The 22,211-nt window shown below is 55.1% G+C and carries 20 protein-coding genes; 8 read left to right on the top strand and 12 right to left on the bottom strand.

Annotation, left to right across the window (positions count from 1 at the left end; genetic code table 11):
* Positions 1-17: 17 nt before the first annotated feature.
* The 8 genes from KUV22_RS01825 to KUV22_RS01790 form a co-directional block, all read right to left on the bottom strand.
* On the bottom strand, positions 18-488 hold the full coding sequence (locus tag KUV22_RS01825; RefSeq protein WP_222227932.1) for a GAF domain-containing protein: 471 nt from the start codon (positions 486-488) through the stop codon (positions 18-20).
* 148 nt (positions 489-636) lie between these two features.
* Entirely contained in the window at positions 637-1,083 is a 447-nt protein-coding gene (locus tag KUV22_RS01820; RefSeq protein WP_222227931.1) for a hypothetical protein, read from the bottom strand.
* Between the two features lie 98 nt (positions 1,084-1,181).
* Positions 1,182-4,820, bottom strand: a complete 3,639-nt coding sequence (locus KUV22_RS01815) for an ATP-binding protein (protein WP_222227930.1) — start codon at positions 4,818-4,820, stop codon at positions 1,182-1,184.
* A gap of 24 nt (positions 4,821-4,844) precedes the next feature.
* Positions 4,845-5,603: a DUF4194 domain-containing protein gene (locus KUV22_RS01810; protein WP_222227929.1), complete on the bottom strand. Its 759-nt coding sequence runs from the start codon at positions 5,601-5,603 to the stop codon at positions 4,845-4,847.
* Positions 5,596-7,029: a Wadjet anti-phage system protein JetA family protein gene (locus KUV22_RS01805; RefSeq protein ID WP_222227928.1), complete on the bottom strand. Its 1,434-nt coding sequence runs from the start codon at positions 7,027-7,029 to the stop codon at positions 5,596-5,598. The genes KUV22_RS01810 and KUV22_RS01805 overlap by 8 nt, the downstream gene beginning before the upstream one ends.
* Positions 7,030-7,055: 26 nt before the next feature.
* Positions 7,056-7,244 carry a DUF3012 domain-containing protein gene (locus tag KUV22_RS01800; RefSeq protein WP_010131341.1) on the bottom strand — a complete coding sequence of 63 codons (189 nt, stop codon included), beginning with the start codon at positions 7,242-7,244 and terminating at the stop codon, positions 7,056-7,058.
* A gap of 58 nt (positions 7,245-7,302) precedes the next feature.
* A complete protein-coding gene (gene cysS / locus KUV22_RS01795; protein WP_222227927.1) occupies positions 7,303-8,676 on the bottom strand; it encodes a cysteine--tRNA ligase in 1,374 nt (457 codons plus the stop codon).
* 133 nt (positions 8,677-8,809) lie between these two features.
* Entirely contained in the window at positions 8,810-10,483 is a 1,674-nt protein-coding gene (locus KUV22_RS01790) for a glutamine--tRNA ligase/YqeY domain fusion protein (RefSeq protein ID WP_222227926.1), read from the bottom strand.
* Positions 10,484-10,647: 164 nt separating this feature from the next.
* Here KUV22_RS01790 and KUV22_RS01785 point away from each other — a divergent pair, with 164 nt between their 5' ends.
* From KUV22_RS01785 to KUV22_RS01775, 3 genes are all read left to right on the top strand, one after another.
* Positions 10,648-11,157, top strand: coding sequence for a peptidylprolyl isomerase (locus tag KUV22_RS01785; protein WP_222227925.1), 510 nt, complete (start codon positions 10,648-10,650; stop codon positions 11,155-11,157).
* Between the two features lie 29 nt (positions 11,158-11,186).
* Positions 11,187-11,915 (top strand): UDP-2,3-diacylglucosamine diphosphatase, encoded by a 729-nt coding sequence (locus tag KUV22_RS01780; RefSeq protein ID WP_222227924.1) that lies wholly within the window; start codon positions 11,187-11,189, stop codon positions 11,913-11,915.
* Positions 11,916-11,989: 74 nt separating this feature from the next.
* A complete protein-coding gene (locus KUV22_RS01775; protein WP_222227923.1) occupies positions 11,990-13,153 on the top strand; it encodes a saccharopine dehydrogenase family protein in 1,164 nt (387 codons plus the stop codon).
* Between the two features lie 41 nt (positions 13,154-13,194).
* On the opposite strand, the gene KUV22_RS01770 is transcribed toward KUV22_RS01775, so the two are convergent.
* On the bottom strand, positions 13,195-13,665 hold the full coding sequence (locus tag KUV22_RS01770; RefSeq protein WP_222227922.1) for a DUF3429 domain-containing protein: 471 nt from the start codon (positions 13,663-13,665) through the stop codon (positions 13,195-13,197).
* Between the two features lie 64 nt (positions 13,666-13,729).
* Between KUV22_RS01770 and KUV22_RS01765 the strand changes: the two genes are divergently transcribed.
* On the top strand, positions 13,730-13,990 hold the full coding sequence (locus KUV22_RS01765; RefSeq protein ID WP_222227921.1) for a DUF3081 family protein: 261 nt from the start codon (positions 13,730-13,732) through the stop codon (positions 13,988-13,990).
* A 71-nt stretch (positions 13,991-14,061) separates the two neighbouring features.
* Here KUV22_RS01765 and miaE read toward each other — a convergent pair whose 3' ends face one another.
* On the bottom strand, positions 14,062-14,685 hold the full coding sequence (gene miaE, locus KUV22_RS01760; protein ID WP_222227920.1) for a tRNA-(ms[2]io[6]A)-hydroxylase: 624 nt from the start codon (positions 14,683-14,685) through the stop codon (positions 14,062-14,064).
* A gap of 233 nt (positions 14,686-14,918) precedes the next feature.
* Between miaE and KUV22_RS01755 the strand changes: the two genes are divergently transcribed.
* On the top strand, positions 14,919-15,863 hold the full coding sequence (locus KUV22_RS01755; protein ID WP_222227919.1) for a hypothetical protein: 945 nt from the start codon (positions 14,919-14,921) through the stop codon (positions 15,861-15,863).
* Between the two features lie 15 nt (positions 15,864-15,878).
* Here KUV22_RS01755 and KUV22_RS01750 read toward each other — a convergent pair whose 3' ends face one another.
* The gene (locus KUV22_RS01750) at positions 15,879-16,346 is read right to left on the bottom strand and encodes a DUF1289 domain-containing protein (protein WP_222227918.1); all 468 of its coding nucleotides are present in this window, start codon (positions 16,344-16,346) and stop codon (positions 15,879-15,881) included.
* Positions 16,347-16,757: 411 nt separating this feature from the next.
* On the opposite strand from KUV22_RS01750, the gene acnB reads away from it, so the two are divergent.
* Positions 16,758-19,373, top strand: coding sequence for a bifunctional aconitate hydratase 2/2-methylisocitrate dehydratase (gene acnB, locus KUV22_RS01745; RefSeq protein ID WP_222227917.1), 2,616 nt, complete (start codon positions 16,758-16,760; stop codon positions 19,371-19,373).
* A 95-nt stretch (positions 19,374-19,468) separates the two neighbouring features.
* On the opposite strand, the gene KUV22_RS01740 is transcribed toward acnB, so the two are convergent.
* On the bottom strand, positions 19,469-20,296 hold the full coding sequence (locus KUV22_RS01740) for a sulfotransferase family protein (protein WP_222227916.1): 828 nt from the start codon (positions 20,294-20,296) through the stop codon (positions 19,469-19,471).
* A gap of 674 nt (positions 20,297-20,970) precedes the next feature.
* On the opposite strand from KUV22_RS01740, the gene KUV22_RS01735 reads away from it, so the two are divergent.
* Positions 20,971-21,249: a DUF3303 family protein gene (locus KUV22_RS01735; protein ID WP_222227915.1), complete on the top strand. Its 279-nt coding sequence runs from the start codon at positions 20,971-20,973 to the stop codon at positions 21,247-21,249.
* 60 nt (positions 21,250-21,309) lie between these two features.
* Complete coding sequence (locus KUV22_RS01730) at positions 21,310-22,116, top strand: ZIP family transporter (RefSeq protein WP_222227914.1); 807 nt, start codon at positions 21,310-21,312, stop codon at positions 22,114-22,116.
* Positions 22,117-22,211: the final 95 nt, after the last annotated feature.

Here is a 22,211-nt window from a genome sequence, read left to right as displayed (position 1 = left end):
CCCTGAGCGCCCGGCCTTTAAGCCGCGGGCAAATCGGAGTGTTCAAGCAGTACGCGGGCAAATGCCTCAATCCCAGCCAGGTCCTGCTCGGTAAAGCGAGCAATCAACGGGCTATCGATATCCAGCACACCAATACAGTGCTCGCCGTTGTACAGGGGGACAACGATTTCGGATGCCGAAACCGCATCACAAGCGATATGCCCGGGGAAGGCATGAACGTCTTCAACCAGCTGCGACTGGCCGGTCTTGACGGCGGTACCGCACACCCCCGCCCCAACCGCGATACGGGTGCAAGCCGGCTTGCCCTGGAAAGGACCGAGACGCAGCTCGTCACCGTGCAGGAAATAGAAGCCCGCCCAGTTGATGTCAGACATCTCGAGAAAGAGTAGCGCGCTGGCATTAGCGGTATTTGCCAGCCAATCGCGCTCGCCCGTTAGCAGACCAGCCAGCTGGGCAGAGAGAGACTCATAAAACGCGGTAACACTCATAGCGAATTCCAGGCTCAGAAAACCAAAAGCCCGCTTTGGCAGCGGGCTCGGACGAAAAATCTAGGGATAATTATAAAGACACCTGTAAAGCTGGCAAAGCGGTCTGCTTGCTACCGCCATCGTTTAGCCAGCTATTGGTAACCACCTTCTACTGATAAGGGTCTGCCACTGGTGCAGAGTCGCCAGCCTGAGCTTCGTACACTTCGGCATCAACCGTGGGTTTGGCCCACTCGCCATCGTCGCCAGGCTCACCCCGGCCACGGATTGCCGGCGCGCTCGCCGTTACATCGCCGGCAAAAACGCCGCGATCTTGCTGGCCAGCGTCTGCTTGCGCCACTGGGCGTGTTTTGACCGGCTCATTCTTGAGTACGCGGCTGGCGACGGAATTCAAATTTGGGCGGCGGCGCTCCGCCAGCTTTACCGATTCAAGCTCGGCATTCAGGCGCTTGATCTCCGCCTGCATATCGCCCACTTTGGCCTGTAAATCCGTGATCTGGGACAAAACCCCTTTCACTTTACGACTTTCCTGTTCATACAGCACAGCGGCGCCACCAAAGGCCACCACAAAGACCAACAAAATCGAAAATTGACGCATACAAGCCTCCCCTGCTCATAGCTTTATTGTTCAAACTAATGGACAAATACTACCTGAATTGGGGGTATGTTCCGTGAACTGACGTCTAAAAATCAAGTTCAAACAGTGACCGGCTCTTCCAGCATGTCCAAAAACTCGAGACTGGCTTGCTGGCGTATCGTATGCCGGTGGTTGGCCCACAGTTTGGCAATCTTTTCCTGATTGCATACTTTTCGATCGACATACACCCGAGTATTTAGCTCGCCAATGGGCTTGGGACTCGGGCATTTGCTGAATACGAATTGATTTGAAATCAGGTCCATAAACGGACCGGACTTACTACTGGGCATAATAAACAACAGCTGCAGCCCCAAGGTCTCTGTCAGATAGCGAATGACCTCGCGAGAGCGCGATTCGTCCATCTTCGAGAAGGCCTCGTCCACCAACACCATCTTCAAATGGCTATTACCGTCGTTGAAGCGAAAGGCCGAGGTAACCGCGGCGGAACGAATAATATAGGCCGGGGTTTCCAACTGGCCGCCGGAACCGGTGCCGTACTGGCTCAGCGCGATAGGCTCCTTGCCCTGCGGCTCCTTGTAGATCTCGTAATTGCGATAGTTGCGATAATCACTCATGCGGTCGAGTTCGCGCCGCGCCACCTGCTCGTCCTCGCTCAGCAACATATTCAACAGTTTGTCGCGCACCTGCTGGTGCTTCTGTGACAAATCGGCATCAAACAGGCTCTGCTCTTCACCGAGATTTGGCAGTTCGATGACCGCCTTGAAGAAGCCCCAATACTCTTTGAATTCCGGCACCCAGCGGTAATCGAAGCGGAAGCGCTCGCGATCGGCACCAAAGCGATGATGCTCAAGTTCAAGGTTGAGGTCGTCCAGTACCCGCTTGCCATCATTAATCGACTGATAAATCGCATGGCAGAGGTGGGTGACGAAGGTGGTGTTGAACGACTTCTTCAGCCCCTGCAATTGCTCGTGGCGGTCTACCAGCAAGTTGTTCTTGAGGCGATTGCGCAATGCCGTCACCTGCTCTACCAGCTGACACACCAGCTTGAACTGCGACTCGTCATGGCCCGCGGCAAAATCCGGATCAAACGACAGGGTGTCGCCAGTGCTACAACTTGCGTTGTAGTCCATCACTGCCTTCAATAACTGGTGACTGTATTTTTGCAGTAACCCACGCCATTCCGCGACATCTTGAGAAAAATCGAAGCCGTCGTCTGCCTGCGCAGCCTGTTGATCCGCCTGCTGCAGCACCGAATCGGTATCGAAATCTGGGGTGATCTGGGCAATGCGCTGCACCGCAGCCTCGCAGTCCGTAAGAGCCTCATCGAGTTGATCGAGCTGGGCCGAGAGCGCCTGCAGTTGCCGCGCAATACCGTCCAGATTCGATTCCAGTTTACCGGCCAGCTTCTGCAGGCTGGCCCCCTGCTGACGCTCTGCCTCAAGCTGTTCGTGCAAGGTGTTGGCTTGCCGCTCCAGCTCTACCCCGTCATTCAGGTCGAGGTTCGACAGGGCCTGCTCCGCATTGCGGCCTTGGCGCTGCGCATCCAGCGCACTATCCACCGATTCCAGTAGCGACAAGCTGGACAAACTACGCACAGCCTGGGACAGTTTTCGCAGCTGTTGCTGTTGTTCGCTGATCACGCCCGCTTCTTTCAACAGCTGCTGCAAAGCGCGCTCTTGTGCCGCCAACGCCCGGGCACGTGCGCCCTGGCCGAATACCAGATCACTATCATCGATATCACAGCGCCACATGCTGTAGTTACCGCTGGCCAGTCCCTCGGAAGTCAGGCCACGACGGGTACCCTTGAGCTCTGCCGCATCCCGCACCTGCAGGACACTGCCGTAGGAAGCACGCAGGTAATATTCCGCGGTCTTGTGGCTGAATGACATCAACTCAATAATGGAGCCCTTTTGCGCATCCAGTCGCTCCGCATCCCGCCGCGCCTTATCCCCCTGGATAACCCGTGCGCGGTTGCTGCGCCCGGGCATATTGCGCACCACACGGATGGCATCCGCCTCGAAATCCGGCTCAACAATAATCGAGAAGCGCGCACCACCCAGATAGCCCTCAATTGCCATCTGCCAGCGCTCGTCGAGGACTTCGACAAAGTCGCACAACACCTGTGGTTCAGCCTGCGGGCACTGCTCGCGAATCGCCACCAGTGCCTGCTCTACGTATTGCGGATAGCGCACCCGATTTGACTGCAGGTGCTGAATGCGGGATTCCTGGCCGTGCAGCTGCTTCTGCATTTGTTGCACTTTCAGCTCACCGCGGGATACCAGGTCATTCACCTGGTCGCGCAAAGTGACTTCGCCCGGCTCCGCACCGGTCATCTGCTGCACGAAACGATTCTGCTGGGCTTCAGACTTGGCGACGGTTTCGCGCAGGGACTCCTGCGCGGACAGGTCAATCCAGTCTTTGCCGAGCAGGCCATCGAGCTTGGGTAATGGTTCACCGCGGGCCACTGCCTTCAGTGACTTCACCAGCGCCCCATCGCTAAATGCTGGTATCTCCAGCGACACTGAGGTCGTGCTCAGCAAAGAAAGCAACTCTTCCGCCGCTGTCTGATTCGAGGCGAAGAGTTTCTGCTGGGCCGCAAGTGGTGATGCCAGAGAAGACAGGATACGGTTCGCCTGAGTAATCTTCTGGTCCAACTCATCCTTGCTGCGAAGTGCAGAGATTCCCTGGCGCTGCGCCTGAATGGCAACCAGCTGTTCACTCAGATGCCGGGTGCGCGCCTCGGACTGCACAATTTCCTGGCCGGTCCGCTCCAGCTCCGCCCGGGTTTCCTTCTGCCGGTTCTTGCCTTCCAGATAAGTTTTCTGTACGCGAAGCTGCTGGTGCTTGGCCTGTAAATATTCCTGCACCCGCAGTTGCAGCCACTGCTCGGTATATAGATCCGCCGATTCGGCAATACGCGCAAGCGCACCCACGCGATCGACAATCTCCCGCGCTTCCTGCTCCATGCCATGAATGGTTTTCATCAACTCAGACACAGAGCGAATGGCATCGCCCAGATCGCGTTTCTCCAATACTTCCTGCGCGACAAAGTCGTTGATGCTCTTTACCGGCTTGTAAGCCATAAAGTTGGCGAAGGTTCGCGCTGCATGAGTGGCCTCCCGATCGGGAACCGCATCTTTGCGGCCCCGTAAAGCGCCGTATAGGCGACGCAGGTAGGCTTTCTTTTTGTCGTACTGTTCGACCTTGCCGAACTGCTTGCTGATTACGCCGTAAAATTTGTCGAGTGGCAGCAGGTGTTTGCCATCTTTGTATTCTTTTATGAAGTCGCCCATCGCCAGCTGCTGGCCGGGGATGACAAAGAACTTCAAATTGTCCTGACGCGCCTGGGCGGGCTTGGAGCTGGTATCCAAATGGGCGCGGATCGCCATAATCGCGGTAAACGGCTCGCCCTCCTCACCTTCGGTTGGAAAGAAGTTACCCGCGATATAGCAATCGGTGGGTTGCAGCCGCGCGTAGCTGCCGTCGTCACAACCAAGGACATAGGATGCGAGTGTGCGCACCTGTTTGCCGCCGCGGCCGCGCTGGGTGGTCTCATCCTGCCCCGGGTTGAAGGTGAACAGGGTATCGTGTGCGGCGGTCATCAGCGTCTGTATGGCATCGGCGGCCGTGGTCTTACCGGAGCCATTGCCCCCCGAAAACAGGTTGATCGGACCGAAATCGTATTCCAGCTGGGGGATATTGCCCCAGTTGATCAGAATGAGTTTTTTCAGAAACATGCGTTTCGTTCGCTCACTATTTTATTATTGCGAATCAGCAAAGAGGCTGTGCTCTTCACTGGCAGGCGTAATGCGCTGAATGTCTTCCTTGCTCTCTTTAGGTGTAGCAGGCCCCTGCGCGTCCGCAGCTGGTTCCGCCGCTGATTCCACAACCGGGGGCTCACTCTCCAGTAGTTGAGCCAGTGCTGCTTCACTCACAAACTGCGCAATAGTGGGCCGCACTCTCAGCAGAGCTTCCGCACCGGCATCATTGTCGTCCCCATTGAACTGGATCAAGCGCAGCTGGCGCAACTTCTTCAACAGATGCTTGCGCTCTGCCAACTTGTCCGGCAGCGACATTTTGAGCAAATTGCGCAAACCAAGCTCGAGGGCTTCGAGGGTCAGCGCAACGCAACCCTGGTCATCAACCTGCCCTTCCCGCAACGACTTGTCGTACTCGACACGCAACACAAGAATCGCCGCGACTTCCTGTTGCGAAAGACGCGCGCGAAAACCGCCATGGTGTGGCTCATCCTGATCGGGCATGCTGGGAACTTCGGCACCCGGCGGATAGACACGAATAAACTGGAAACGACTGTCGTGCTGCAAACGCAAGCCCAAAGGTGCGATCCAATCGCGGATCAACTGCTCGCAGCGCTGAAAGCGATCGTAAAGTAGCGTTTCAACGTTACTTTCATCTCGGCAGATAACACCGTAATCCAGCAGGCGTACCAGCAGCTCGGAAAATTCATTGCGGGTCAGGCGGCACTGCGTCAACGCCTCATCAAGAGCCTGTTCAATCACGGTTTTTCAACTCAAGTGTGTATTCATCAAAAGACTGGAAATAATCATTGCTCGCGGTTTCACCGGAAAAGGTCACTTCCACAAAGGGACCGGTGCCGTCCTGCGAGACGGCCGCAGCTTCCAGCGCATGACTCATGGCTAGCAGGTCACGCGCGTTGGATAGCGGAAGGTCGCGGCTGTGTACCCGCTGCCCGCTACCGAGAGCGTTTGCCAAGTAGGTTTTGAGATCGCTGCTGTTGAAATTGAATGCCTGATCCAGCAGCTGCTGCAGGACGATGCCTCGCTGACTTTCGTCGTCAATCGGCGCCTCATCCTCTACCAAGGTATTCACCGGCTGACGGCGGCTGCGCTGCCACAATTGGGTGTGTTTTGGATCGAACAAGCGTAACTGGAAACTGGCGAGATCATCGCCGAGGCTGGCGAGCAGTGCATCCCGCCGGTCGCTCGTACCCAGTTCCTGACACAGATCCGTGAATGCACCCTCGGTGGTGCTTTGCAGGTAACTGAGCTGGCGAATAATAATTTCTGCGCGTTTGGTAAAGCCTTGCAGGGCCTGGCGCAGTGCCGGCAACTTTACTTCACAGGCGCGACGCATACGATCTTCGATGGTGTCGAGCATCAACCACAAAACCGACTGCCCCTCGACAAAGAGCTCGGGCAATTGCTGACGCAAACGCTGTTCCCATTCCGCTTTTTGTGCGCTGTCTTTGCGGCGTATCTGACCGATTACCCGGCTGATACTATCGCGATGTTTCTCCACACTATCCGCAGAAAGACGGATCGCCAGATCTGGCTGGAAGCGGCTCTCCATAAACGAAAAGAATTCGTCGGTCGCCTGCTGCACCAGAATGTGTGCTTCGACCTCACGCACCATCTCCCGCTTGCGCTCCTCAAGCTCAGCGATCATATCGGTGAAGTCGGCAACGATTCGCTCGGAATACTCCCAGGCATCGATCAGATCGTAGATCTCACCACGGCTGGCAAAAGCATCCAAGGCGTTAAGCGTATTACGGGTGTTGCGATGGCGGGTACGCACGCGGGTGCTGTTGAGTTCCACCAGCGGTTGCGTAAACAGGCGTCCGCGACGACTGAACGGGTAAGACACGGTGAGTGTAGCGGAGTCCACCAGCTTCTCCAGCCAGCCAAACTCCACCAGGCTATTCAGCACCCATATGGATTGTTCGCGCAGGCCGCGGAAGCGCCCCTCGGATTCGACACCTCCCTCGCCGTCGCTGTCGAGCTGCGGGGCGCGTGTCAGCGCTTCCGAAAAGATTTCCAGAATCTGTTCGCGGTTCAGGGATTCACCGTAATCCGCCTTGGCGGTATACAGGCGCTCGTATAACAGACGCAGACACTCCACCACCTGCTCACGGTACTTACCGGTAAGCGGGCGGAAGAAGTGCTGGCAGGAATCGACAAAAAACAACGGACGGCTTCCGTATCAAGCGTCGCTTAATTTTCGTCTGGTTTTTGGTTCAGTACGCAGTATTTGGTGTAGTCGCCGGCGTCCTTGAAGCTCCAGTCACCCTTCGGAGTTTCGTCCATCTTCTTACACCAGGCATCTGAGCCGCGCTTGGGTTCACAGGCCGCAAGCAGAAAAACAGCGGACACAACAGCAGCAATAGTGAGGATGTTTTTCATGGTCGTTTTATCTCTAATTGTTCTTTCGTTCTTGTTCTGATCTACAAGCCAGCGCCGCTCATTCGCGGCGCCACTTGGTGCCCTCGCGGCTGTCTTCCAGCACGACGCCTTTGGCTTTGAGTTCCTCACGGATCTCATCTGCACGGGCAAAATTTTTGTCCTTCTTACTTTGCTGGCGCTCGGCAATCAACGCTTCGATCTCTTCCTCACTGATGGCATCACCACCACGGGATTGCTTAAACCAGGCTTCCGCGTCCATCTGCAAAATACCGAGCATCTCACCCGCGGCAAGCAGCTGGCCTTTCAACGCGGGCTTTTCAGCTTCCGCAGCCTTGTTCAGGTCTCGCGCCAGCTGATGCAACTCACTGATCGCAATCGGTGTATTCAGGTCATCATGCAGGGCCTGGGTAAACGCAGTACCTTCCAGATTGGCCGCGGATGCGGTTACCGACTGAGTTTCACGCAAGGCGCCATACAGGCCATCCAGCGTGCGCCACGCCTGATCGAGCAGGTCGGCGCTGAAATTCAGTTCCGAACGGTAGTGCGCCGACAATAGCGCAAAGCGCAGGACCTCACCGGGGTACTGCTCCAGCAAATCATTGACCATACGGAAGTTGCCCAGGGACTTGGACATCTTCTCGCCGTCGATATTTACGTAGCCGTTGTGCATCCAGTAACGCACAAAATCCACGCCATTGGCGCAGCAGCTTTGCGCGCGCTCGTTTTCATGGTGCGGGAAGGTCAAGTCACGGCCACCACCGTGGATATCGATGGTTTCACCCAGGTGCTTTTTGATCATCGCAGAGCACTCAAGGTGCCAACCCGGGCGACCGCGCCCCCAGGGGCTATCCCAACCCGGCTCTTCCTCGGAAGACGGCTTCCACAGCACAAAATCTCCGGCGTACTTTTTGTACGGCGCGACTTCAACCCGGGCACCGGCCAGCATATCGTCCAGGGAACGCTTGGACAGTTTGCCGTAGCTCTCCATGGACTCTACCGCGAACAGGACATGGCCTTCCGCAGCGTAGGCGTGGCCCTTTTCGATCAGCGCCTCGATCATCGCGATCATCTCAGGCAAGTGCTCGGTGGCATATGGTGTGACATCTGGCTGCAGGGTATTCAGCGCAAGCATATCTTCGAAGTACGCTTGCGCGAATCGCTGGCTTAACGCGGTGATTTCTTCACCGTTATCGCGCGCCGCCTTCATGATTTTGTCGTCAATATCGGTGATGTTGCGCGCGTAGACCACATCGTTGTACAAACTTTTCAGCACCCGATAGAGGGTGTCGAACACAACCGCAGGACGGGCATTACCGATGTGCACCCGGTTGTATACAGTAGGACCACACACGTACATGCGCACGCGATCTTCCTGGATGGGTGTAAAGACTTCTTTTTCACCTGAGAAGGTGTTGTAGATCTTGAGAGACATCTCTATCCGCTACTTAATCTGATGGCTGACAGTTGGATGTGCATAAGACATCCATCGAAATCGTGATTTTACAGGAGCTGTCAAGCAGCTCCTGAACACACCACCAGAGGTTACTTTCCTGTTATTTGCCCTGTCACTTACTCTGTTCTTTGGCCCAGCTATCGCGCAGGCCAATGGTACGGTTGAATACCGGCTTTTCCGCCGAGCCGTACTTACTGTCGCGACAGAAATAGCCGTTGCGCTCAAACTGGTAGCCTTTCTCGGCCTCTGCCTGAGCGAGACCGATTTCCGCCTTACAACCAGAGAGTATCTGCAAGTTGTCGGGGTTTACTGACTCCAGGAAATTCTTGCCACCCGCATCCGGCGCCTCTTCATTGAACAGGCGGTCGTACAGGCGCACTTCGCAATCGACGTTGTTGTCCGCAGACACCCAGTGGATCACACCCTTGGGCTTCACACCGTCTGCCGGGTCCTTACCCAGCGTGTCCAGATCAACGGAACACAGCACTTCGACGATTTCACCGGCGTCGTTTTTGACCACTTCGTCGGCCTTGATGACATAGGCGTTGCGCAGACGGACTTTCTTGCCGAGTACCAGACGCTTGTATTTCTTATTGGCTTCCTCGCGGAAATCTTCCTGCTCGATATACAAGGTCTTGGTGAACGGCAGTTCCCGCGCAGGCAGGTCGTCACGCACCGGGTGGCCCGGGGCACTCAGCATTTCCTGCTGCCCTTCCGGATAGTTGGTGAGAGTCACCTTCAGCGGCGCCATGACACACATGGCACGGGGCGCATTCTTGTCCAGGTCGTCGCGAATGGCGTATTCGAGCATGCCCACATCCACAGTGGAGTCAGAACGGGTAACTCCGATCATTTCGCAGAACTGGCGAATCGCCGCCGGCGTCACACCGCGACGACGGAGACCGGAAAGAGTCGGCATACGCGGATCGTCCCAGCCATCCACAAAGCCTTCATCTACCAGCTGCTTCAGTTTGCGCTTGGACACCACGGTGTAGTTCAACTGCAGGCGGGCGAACTCGTACTGGCGCGGACGTGCCGGCACCGGCAGGTTCTCGATAAACCAGTCGTAGAGCGGTTTGTGGTCTTCAAACTCAAGGGTACAGATGGAATGGCTGATACCTTCGATCGCATCGGACTGGCCATGGGCGAAGTCGTAGCTCGGGTATACGCACCATTTATCACCGGTCTGGTGGTGCGCCATCTTCTTGATGCGGTAAATGATCGGGTCGCGCAGGTTAATGTTCGGCGCAGCCATATCGATTTTGGCGCGCAGACTGCAGCTACCCTCGTCAAATTCACCAGCGGTCATGCGCGCGAACAGGTCGAGGTTCTCTTCTACGGAGCGATCGCGGTAGGGGCTGTTTTTGCCCGGCGCTTTCAAGGTGCCGCGGTACTCACGGGCCTCTTCCGGCGACAGATCGCACACATATGCCTTACCCTGCTCAATAAGAGAAATCGCCCACTGGTGCAGCTGATCGAAATAGTCCGAGGTATAACGTGCGTCCCCTGCCCAGTCGAAGCCAAGCCAGGATACGTCGCGCTTGATCGCGTTAACGTATTCTTCTTCTTCCTTGGCCGGGTTGGTGTCGTCAAAACGCAAGTTACATTGACCACCAAACTCCTTCGCCAGGCCAAAATTCAGACAAATGGATTTGGCATGGCCGATATGCAGGTAGCCATTGGGCTCCGGCGGGAAACGGGTGGTCAATTGATCAACCCGGCCCTCGGCCAGGTCTTCACGAATGATGTTCTGTAGAAAGTGAGCGGGCTTGCTCTCGGATGTCATAGCTTTCTCTATATACAGCTGTACAAACTAAGCGGCGGATTATACCCCAGATGCGGGTTTGCGCATGGCTTTTCATTTCCCGGACGCCAACTACCTGAGTCGCTTGCGTCGGTCTGTGAACAGAGTATCATGCCGCCCCAAACCGACCCCGGACAGGACAATTTATGATCACTCTGCACACCACTCACGGCGACATCACTCTGGAACTGGACTTTGACAAGGCCCCTAAAACCGCGGCCAACTTCCTCCAGTACTGCCGTGACGACTTCTACACCGGTACTATCTTTCACCGCGTGATCAACAACTTCATGATCCAGGGCGGCGGCATGACCCCGAACATGGACCAGAAGCCAACGCGCGACGCTGTAGAAAACGAAGCAGACAACGGCCTGAAGAATGACACTGGCACCGTAGCAATGGCCCGCACCATGGACCCGCACTCCGCCACCGCTCAATTTTTCATCAACGTGAACGACAACGACTTCCTGAACTTCCGCTCAAAAGACGCGCAAGGTTGGGGCTACTGCGTATTCGGCAAAGTCGTTGACGGCATGGACGTGGTAAACAAGATCAAAGACGTTGCCACCGGCAGCAATGGCTTCCATCAGGACGTACCGCGCGAAACCATCGAAATTACCGGCGTAACCATCTCCGACGCCTACGCCGACAAGTAAGCACTTCAGATCAAGGGCGGAATCATCCAGTGGCCAGCTATCTCATTTCAGACCTGCACCTGGACGAGTCCCGCCCGGACATCACCCGGGCCTTTTTTGACTTCCTCAAGGGGCCCGCGGCCGATGCGGACGCACTCTACATTCTCGGCGACTTCTTCGAAGTATGGATCGGGGACGACGACGATGCACCGCTGATTGAACAGGTTGCCCAGCAACTCCGCACCTATTCGCAAAGCGGACCGGCACTCTACCTGATGCACGGCAACCGCGACTTCCTGCTCGGTGAAGACTTTGCCCAGCGCTGCGGCGCCACCCTACTCCCAGACCCAAGCGTTGTCGAACTGGCCGGCAAGCCGGTACTCCTAATGCATGGTGACAGCTTGTGCACACGCGATCAGGAGTACATGGCATTTCGCCAGCAGGCACGCAATCCCGCGTGGCAACAGGTGCTGCTGAGCAAGTCACTGGAAGAGCGCCGCCAGATTGCCGAACAAATTCGGGCCGCCTCCAAATCCATGAACAGCCTCAAAGCCGAAGACATCATGGACGTGACACCGGAAGAAGTGGTCAAGGCGCTCGCAGAGCACAACTGCGACACCATGATTCATGGCCACACGCACCGCCCCCACCGCCACCAACTCACCGTAAGCGGCCAATCGGCCGAGCGCCTAGTGCTGGGCGACTGGGGCAAGCTAGGCTGGAGCATTAAAGCGGACGATAACGGGCTGGACCTGATCCACTGGCCCATCACCCCCTAGCCCGTCACTCCCCAGCCTGTTACCTTAGAGGCCACCAATACAAGAAAAACGCGCCAAGGATCAGGAGCGAATCATTGTCTGCACAACACGCGATCCGCAAACGAGTGCTTATTTTGGGTGGTTACGGCACCTTTGGCAGCCGTATTGCTGAAATGCTGGCCAGCGTGCCATCGGTACAAATCCTTATTGCCGGCCGCGACCAATTCAAAGCCTCCCTGCTCGCCAACCGACTACAAGAGCAATTCCCCCAAACCTTGTTTGTCGGCCTACGCCTGGACCTCAATTCGATCAATTTTTCCGCGCAAATTCGCGGCCTAAATCTCGACGTCGTGATCCACTGTGCCGGGCCATTCCAGGGGCAGGACTATCAGGTGGCCCGCGCTTGCATTGAACACAAGGTGCACTATCTCGACATCGCCGATGGCACGGACTTTGTCACCAACTTCGAAACGCTGAATAGCAATGCCGCCAACGCCGGTATTTGCGCAGTAACCGGCGCAAGCAGCCTGCCCGGACTTAGCTCAGCCGTACTAGGGATGCTCACAGAACCATTCGACTCGATCAGCGATATCGACATTGCTATTGCCCCTGCACATAGGATCCACCGCGGACTCGCCACGGTACGCTCCGGTCTGGATGCACTGGGCAGCGAGTTCAATATCATTCGTGAAGGCCGCGCATATCGCACCTATGCCGGTGCCGAGCCCCGAAAAGTCCACCTCGGGCACCCGGTAGGCACTCGGCACGTGTGTGATTTCGATATTCCAGACCTCAAGCTCATCCCGCCACTGTGGCCCAAACTGCAAAACCTCCGCTTTGGCACCGGCGTGCAACCTTGGGCACTGCAAGACGGTTTAAGCTGGTGCGCAAAATTCGCCCACACAGTAAAACAACGCTCGACGAACTGGCACCTTCCCTGGTTCGCCAAATGGGGACACAAGCTAGCAGCCTGGTGGCCGGGCGGCTCACCACATGGCGGCATGACAATAGAAGTACACGGAGAGACACAGAAAAGATCAGCAAAAGCCCGCTGGCAAATACTAGGCCTGAATGGCGATGGCCCATGGATACCCGCAGCACCAGCCGCCGCGCTCGCCCGGAAACTACTCACCAACGACGGCCGCCCGAGCTATTTACGGGGCGCCCAGCCGTGCTGGCAGCTCATCACCCTGCAAGAAATTTTGCAGGAGCTTACGCCCTATTCCGTAATCACGGCGACACAAACGCCCGCGCAATGACCGAGCGAAACTCAAAAAAACGCTCAAACCGCACAAGACCACTACCCACCAGAAAAACTGAGCAGTACCATCAGGATATGGCAAGCGACCACCAAATAGGTCACCCGCGTACGCGTGCGAAAATAACTTTTTAGTTCGCGCCGGTTTGGCTTTAAATACGCCTCCGCGCGCTCTACAAATACGTAACACAGTAACAGTAACGGCAAACCGATCGGCGTCCGATAAAGCAACAGCCCGACCCATCCCAACAGGCACAATCCGTTACTCAGATACATCAACCTATTGCGTGCCGGATGATGCGCTGCATTCAACGCCCCACCCCACCATATTCCGCACAGGAAACTCAAAATGGCGCAGCTATACGCTGCAAACAAAAAGCGTCCGTCGACATAACCAAACGCCCCCCCCACCCACTGCATCCACAAGCCGAGCACGAACGGCAAGACGCCAAAATACGCCAGGTAATTAAACAACTGTAACGAGGGGACGGTAGATTCTTGGCTGGATGGCATTGTCGGATCTAAGCTGGATGACGGAAATGCGCATTTAAGCTTAGACAAGGCCATGGAGGCTGGAATGGAGCTCGAGCAGAAAATTGACGTCAAACAAGCACTACGCGTATTCAACCGGGTGACCAAGGAAGGCAAAAAAATAGACGATGGCTGGCAATTCCATGGCCTGACGGCTAGCACCGATTTCGACGGCTATACCGTATTTCTACGCACAAACCGCGTCGAACTGACGATATTTTTTCATAACAAGTTTAAGGTGGAGTGCAGTAACGCGCTGGACTTGGACGACTTCGTCGAGCTGCTGAAAAAGCTCGATCCTGATTGAAATCGAGCCGTTCTATCAGGCCCCGTATCAAGCTCCCGATCAAGCTCCTCACAAGCTCTCTATCAGGCCCCTCAGGCCTGCTGAGGAACACCACTATGGAAGCGAAAATCCTCGTCCTCACTCTCCACCAGCGTGCGCTCCACCTCCAATAACGCCTGCACACGCGGAGTAATATCTTCTGCAACGGCTTCCTGCGCAAGGGTCAGGTAATCCTTGAAATGGCGGGCTTCCGACTTCAACAGTGACAGGTAGAACTTCTGCAACTCCTCATCGAGGTGCGGCGCAATACGCGCAAAACGCTCGCAGGAGCGCGCTTCAATGATCGCACCACAGATCAATGTATCCACCAGGCGACCGGGCTCCTCGCGGCGGACATGGTCACGTAAGCCCGCCGCATAACGGGACGCCTTGACGTGCGGATAACGGATGCCGCGCTTTTTCATAATGGCGATCACCTGCTCAAAGTGACGCAGCTCTTCACGGGCCAGACGCGACATCTTGTTTAGCAGTTTGAAATTGTCCAGATAGCGAAACATCAGGTTCAGCGCGGTTCCGGCGGCCTTTTTCTCACAATTAGCGTGATCAACCAACATCATCTCCGGCTCCGCCAGCGCGGCCTGCACCCAGGCATCAGGCGTTTCACACAGCAGAAACTCGTGGATAGCGGTGAGATCCGGAACGGGGGTAGTACTCATAACAGAACCAATGAACAACAACAGGCGCCACCAGGGCGGATTAGCGCGCGCATTATAACGCCCCTCCCCCCACTTTTGGTGACCATTGCTACGAAGTGCAGATCTTGCTTTTCGCGGCTTGCAACATCATTTGATAACGACTTATTAAGTGGATTAATATCACATCAAATGTGGCGCGCACAGCTTGTGCAGTCAACCTATCAGCTCGCCGACAACCACATGCGGAGATACCAATGAGCGGAAACGCGATTGCGACCAGTAGCAGGCAATTTGAAGCCCAATTGACGGAAGTTCTCGAGCTGATGCATACACAGGCAGACAGACTCGCGCAAAACCTGATCGAACTGCAGACGGCTACACATCCGTGGCAGAGCTACCTACTCCAGCCCGGCTTCGCGATCGAGGCGGCAGAACGACTCGGGGTCACATTCGACACCCCTTTCACCCTCGCAGCGGCGCTATTTACCAATCTGGATTACGGTGAACAGCACCTGCCCGGTGACGCACGCAATACCTTGCAGATCCCCGGCTTGCTCGCGGTCCCCGCAGAAATCATCACGCTGGCACAGGAACTCAATACCAGCAAAGTGCAATTTCAGCAGCTCACCGCAACCATCAAGGAATCTCTCGCGCCCCGCCCCGCGCTGGAGCGCGATCGCTTATTGCGGGAGATGCTCGGTGACGCTGGTTTTTCCAGAGCGCATTTGCGGCAATGCTACCGACAGATACTGCTCTGCCCCGAGCGACCAGATGCCGTGGCACTTAGCTGGATTAAGGCGCGAAAGTCTATCCGCAAAGTCAGTGTGGATTGGTGCGAGAAAAAACTGGTTCAGCTGGACCCGCAGGGGCAAGACCAGGGCATTCAGTATCAGCGACAGCTACTCGCCGGGCTGCACAAAAGCCAGCACGACAGTCTGCGCCAAATACAAATGCAAAGCCGCCCCAACCTGCAAGTGGCAGAAATTTTTCGGGACAAACAAGAGGAATACCGACAGGTTGGCTATGCAGCCATGCCGGTATTGGTGAATAGTGGAGGCGACCGCACCCTGCCGGAATTTACTAGGGTGGATCACAATCCACCGCTCAGTCAGCGCCGCACCCGCCGGGATTTACGTATCGAAAAGACCCCGTTTCTAGCAGCACTCAGGGTGCACCTGGCAAACGACAGCCCCAACTGACTCAGCTAACTTGAATCAGCCTGCCTGCACCGCCAAGCCTGGCGCCACAAAACGCTGATAGTAGGCCACTGACAACGCAAAGAAGTCGTCATCGATACGCTGACGTACTTCCACCAGCGGCACTCCGCGCGATACGGGCGTTAACGCCAGGCCATAGTCGGCAGGATCTTCAATCTGGCTGGCCCCCGCACGCAACAGTTCAAAAACCCAACAGTACGGACTTTGATCTTCATTGAAGCGGATTTGCTGATGACGTAACTGTGCCAGCAGCAGGTTCTGATCGACGATTTCCAGCTGGCTGCGCACCGCATTGGCGAGGTAGCCGTCACGACGTTCGGCGATGATTCGGCGCTGCTCTTCCGAATAGGCATTCCAGTCGATCACCTCGTGAGCAAACCGCTTGCAGCCCCGACACACATTATCGCCAATGCCGGTGGAGCAGACGCCAATACACGGTGTACGCACTTTCTTATAGATCGCCATGAAGCGAAAATACCTCTCCTGCCGGCCGCGCTCTTGAGGGTGACGCAAAACTGCGTTTACTCACCACGCCGATAAAATGGTGTGAAATCGAGCGTCACAGAATAGCATTTTACTGATCGATTTGGCCCATTCATGGCGTGGATATTAGCGGCCCTCATAAGTGGAAACTGCGATTGATTCTCACTTATTAAACGCTCAAAATACGACCCCCATTCACCATATGAATGATCGAAATTTGCGTAAGTTATTGATTTTTCAAGGAACTTAACAGCAACTGGCGATTAATGTAGAATTCGCCACCCGCTTCCAGCGGCCATCGATGTAAATCGGGGTTCGGTTGACGAAAAACGCCATATCCGGATTCCAGGAAAGCTGTTGGTTCTACCCCATACACCAAAGAGGGAATTATCCGTGCTTGAAGCCTATCGCAAACACGTCGCTGAACGCGCCGAACAAGGTATTCCACCCAAGCCCCTGAACGCCGAGCAAGTTGCCGGCCTGGTCGAGCTGCTGAAAAACCCGCCCGCGGGTGAAGAGCAGGAACTGCTGGACCTGATCACCAACCGCGTTCCGCCGGGTGTGGACGAAGCAGCTTACGTAAAAGCCGGTTTCCTCACCGCGATCGTTAAAGGCGAAGCTGAGTCTCCGCTGATCGACAAAGAACAAGCCACCAAACTGCTGGGCATGATGCTGGGCGGCTACAACATTGCCACCCTGGTTGAGCTGCTGGACGACAAAGATCTGGCCGAGCTGGCCGGTGAGCAGCTGAAAGGCACCCTGCTGATGTTTGACGCCTTCCACGATGTGGAAGAGAAAGCCAAAGCGGGCAACGAAGTTGCCAAAGCCGTAATCCAGTCCTGGGCTGACGGCGAGTGGTTCACCAAGCGCGACAAGGTTGCTGAAAGCATCAAGGTTGCCGTATTCAAGGTAACCGGCGAAACCAACACCGACGACCTGTCCCCTGCCCCGGATGCCTGGTCCCGCCCGGACATCCCTCTGCACGCGCGCGCCATGTACAAAATGACCCGCGACGGTCTGACACCTGAAGAGCACGGTGTTGTCGGCCCGATGAAGCAAGTCGAAGAAGTCCAGGCCAAGGGCCTGCCGGTTGCTTTCGTCGGTGACGTAGTCGGTACCGGTTCTTCCCGTAAGTCTGCTACCAACTCCGTACTGTGGTTCTTCGGCGATGAGCTGCCAGGCGTACCGAACAAAAAAGGTGGCGGTATCTGTATCGGCGGTAAAGTCGCGCCGATCTTCTACAACACCATGGAAGACGCCGGCGCACTGGTATTCGAAGCGCCGGTTGACGAACTGAACATGGGCGACGTGATCGAAATCCGTCCTTACGACGGCAAGATCCTCGCGGAAGACGGCAAAGTACTTTCCGAGTTCGCACTGAAGTCCGACGTACTGCTGGACGAAGTGCAGGCTGGTGGCCGTATCAACCTGATCGTTGGTCGCGGCCTGACCACCAAAGCGCGCGAATCCCTGGGTCTGGGCGCTTCCGATCTGTTCCGTCTGCCGGAGCAGCCGAACGACACCGGCAAGGGCTACACCCTGGCACAGAAAATGGTCGGTAAAGCCTGCGGTATGGAAGGCGTTCGCCCGGGCACCTACTGCGAGCCGAAGATGACCACCGTTGGTTCCCAGGACACCACTGGCCCGATGACCCGTGACGAACTGAAAGACCTGGCATGTCTGGGCTTCCAGGCTGACCTCACCATGCAGTCTTTCTGTCACACCGCGGCTTACCCGAAGCCCGTTGATATCGACACCCAGCACACCCTGCCGGACTTCATCATGAACCGCGGCGGTGTTTCCCTGCGTCCGGGTGACGGCATCATTCACAGCTGGCTGAACCGCATGCTGCTGCCGGACACCGTAGGTACCGGTGGTGACTCCCACACCCGCTTCCCTATGGGTATTTCCTTCCCGGCAGGTTCCGGTCTGGTGGCGTTCGCCGCTGCTACCGGTGTAATGCCACTGGATATGCCGGAGTCTGTACTGGTTCGCTTTAAAGGCGAAATGCAGCCGGGCATCACCCTGCGCGACCTGGTACACGCCATTCCTTACTACGCGATTCAGGAAGGCCTGCTGACCGTAGAGAAGAAAGGCAAGAAGAACATCTTCTCCGGCCGCATCCTCGAAATCGAAGGCCTCGACAACCTGACCGTTGAGCAAGCGTTCGAGCTGTCCGACGCCTCTGCCGAGCGTTCCGCCGCTGGTTGTACCATCAAGCTGCCGGAAGACTCTATCGCCGAATACCTGCGCTCCAACATCACCCTGCTGCGCTGGATGATTGCCGAAGGCTACGGTGACAAGCGCACCCTAGAGCGTCGCGCTCGCGCCATGGAAGCATGGCTGGAGAAACCGGAGCTGATGTCTGCCGACGCCGATGCCGAGTACTCTGCAGTAATCGAAATCGACCTGGACGAAATCAAAGAGCCGATCGTGTGCTGCCCGAACGACCCGGACGATGCCAAGCTGCTGTCCGAAGTTGCCGGCGACAAAGTTGACGAAGTATTTATCGGCTCCTGCATGACCAACATCGGTCACTTCCGCGCCGCTGGTAAACTGCTGCAACAGCACAAAGGTGGCATCTCCACCCGCATGTGGATCTCTCCGCCTACCAAGATGGATGAGCACCAGCTGATGGAAGAAGGCTACTACAACATCTACGGTTCCGCGGGCGCCCGCACCGAGATGCCAGGCTGCTCCCTGTGTATGGGTAACCAGGCACGTGTAGCACCGAACAGCACCGTACTGTCTACCTCTACTCGTAACTTCCCCAACCGTCTGGGTGACGGTGCCAACGTGTACCTGACCTCTGCCGAGCTGGCTTCTGTTGGCGCGATCCTGGGCAAACTGCCGACTCCGGCGGAATACCAGGAATACGCTCAGAACCTGAACTCCATGTCCGCGGAAATCTACCGCTACATGAACTTCGACCAGATTGAGGACTTCCAAAAATCTGCCGAAGAAGGCAAGCGTATTGCCGCGGTTGAGATTCAGAACGTTGCTGTTTAAGCGATAGCCTGAACCGAAAAGCCCCGCCCTAACCGGCGGGGCTTTTTTTTGCGAGAAGCGAGAAAGAATTAAAAACCTGAATACAGCCCCGAAAGCTAGGCAGCCTCTATCCACTTTTCGAAGAAATTGGTTTGCAGCAGGTCATCCAACCGCAAAACGTCATCGGCAAACTGTTCTTTCAGGTAAGATACATCCAACTCGGTGGACTCCATTTTCTTAAAACCGACGCCTTTCACTTTTTTATCGACAAAATTATGGAGTGGCTTAGGAATAGTCTTCTTGGCAAGGTTGATCAAGGCTCTATTTCGCAGCAAACCGAACGCTTTATTTTTCGGCACGCCACCGACGTTGCGCACAACCGGCCTTTCTCCGTCGATTTGCTCAACCTCCAGGAAATCATAAATACCAGCCATTGTGGTTTCCCAGCCGCTCTTCAGGCTGTCAAAATCAATCCAGTGAATTTGTTCTCGCGGGAAGTTGTCCAGATATCGATTTACTGGATCATGATAGCAACACTGCTTGATCAACCATGGATCGGTTTTGGTGGCAAACTGAAAAGACTGCTTTAGTCCATGCCTGGAGTACATTTCATATAACGACTGTACTCGCGTTAATGGATTTCTCAGGGAAATTAAGATTTTTGAGTCCGGGTTGATTTGCCTAATATGCTTCGCGGCCATCTTTGCCGGCAAATTATTTACTGACGCTTCACCAATAATCGATTCATCTGTGACTGAACGATAATACTTAAGATATTCAGCGATATCCGTTTCCGACAACGAATCACAGTTATCCAAACTGGAGATAAAGTTCGGCTCTTTAGGGTCTGTGATAAAGATATTAGGGTGCTGACCGAGAGCCTGAGCTATCGACGTAGTCCCTGCTTTCGCTGCACCTACCAAGAAAAAATTTGGCTTTACCATTAAACGACATCCTTTCGTTTCGCGCATTCATCACAGATAGCGTGACCAAAAACACTGAGCAAAATACTCAAATGCGTATTTTCAATCGCACTCTATTAAAAAATCGGCAATATCCAGACGATATTGTTCTTTAGAAGCAAACTCACTAGTGCTCAGGCCCTAAGCGTATAAAAGCCAATCCCACAAAAAACTAATGCAAAGTTACGTGCCAAAAACAATCGAGAAGGTGAATCCCTTCACGCTCGTATTCGCCTAAAGCTTCCAAAATGACTTTGCGCGCTATTTTGCTGGCATTTGAGCATTCCTTCAAGACTGTGAACTCAAGCAAAGTAAGTGAAGAACAGCCCCAAGAGTTGAATATTGCGCCACCCCCTCATACATTCATCAATGTTCCGTATCAATTGTGCTCGCCACACAAATCGAAGCTCCGCGTTAACTAGCCGCTGCAGCTTTTGTGCCGCCGCACAAAACATCAGCAAGGCGCAAAACTCCCCCTCCCGAAGCTCGTTCAACTCCTCCCTTTTTTGCCAACGATGCCCAAAAAAAATGATGGCTATATCGAACTAAACTCATTGTTCGTGCGGGCCGCTTTCGCGAGTGGTCAATCAGCACAAGGGCGAAAGCCACCAATCAAACAGGGTCAGAACAAAACCAACGCGACCAAGGAGCAACACATGCGGTTACTTTTCCGGTTCACTATTCCCGTTGAGAAAGGTAACGAATGCGCATCAGACGGCACGCTGATGTTGGCACTTAAAGTTTTGGTAGAAGAAACCAAACCCGAAGCGGCGTATTTCCACCTCGATAATGGCTGCCGAGCTGGCACTTTGGTTTTCGAAGCTGACGATGCTGAGAAAATGGCCGCAATCAACGAGCCCTTCTTCGCCAAAGTAAATGCATGTATCGATATTCAACCGGTTTTGGCACTCGATGAATTACTCAAGAGCGTTTAACTCAAGAATCGGGCACTCGTAAGTTGCGGAACCGACGCCACCAAAAAGTAAACTTGTACCATGCTCACCCTGAAGATCGCGTCTGCTGTATTTATCTTTGCCTGCGGTATTTTTGGGGGAATGCTCCCCTGGTGGGGGCAGTCGGAGCCAAAAGGCAAACGCTGGCTTGGCTGGGGAATTGCCTTTTCCGGTGGAGTGTTGCTGAGCGCTGGGTTTATTCACTTGCTTGCGGACGCCAATACGCAATTCCAGAAACTCTGGCCACATAATGATTATCCCTGGGCAATGCTCCTGGCATCGTCCTCATTTCTACTGGTGCTCTTTATCGAAAGTGTAGCCCCACGCTTAGGGCGTGTAGCGATAGGAACCAGTATCACCGTACAAACGCCCCGCATGATCGAGGCAATCAAATCCTCCAACACATACCCTTACCTATTGCTACTGACCTTATCGGTACACTCTATTTTGGCCGGGCTAGCCATGGGAGCACAGAGCTCGCTGAGCAACTTTGCTGTGGTGTTTCTCGCCATTATTGCGCACAAAATCTGTGTAGGGTTTGCACTGGGTGCGAGCCTGCACCGCATTGGTATGGAGCGTAATCGAGCCCGGGCACTGGTAGCCGGTTTTGCCATTATGACGCCACTGGGCATTGTGACTGGCGGACTGATTGCCGATGTACTGGCCAGCCACGGCAAAGTCCTGTTTGAGGCCATTTTTGACGCCGTGGCCGCAGGCACCTTCGTGTATATCGCCACTTTCGATGTGATTCGGGAAGAATTCCTACCCCCGCCGCCAGACCGGATGAGTAAGTGGCTCGCGGCCATACTCGGGCTTGTCTTGATGGCCGTCGTCGCCATCTGGACCTAACCTCCCTCCCACTTTAAGAACATCAGCATCAAATGACAGCGCTAGACATTTTGTCGGATCAGACCCCTTCTGCGACCTGATTTGGCGCCAATTAA

It is taken from the genome of Microbulbifer agarilyticus, assembly GCF_019800665.1.
Classification (GTDB): Bacteria; Pseudomonadota; Gammaproteobacteria; order Pseudomonadales; family Cellvibrionaceae; genus Microbulbifer; species Microbulbifer agarilyticus_C.
This window is presented reverse-complemented; position numbering and strand designations above follow the sequence as displayed.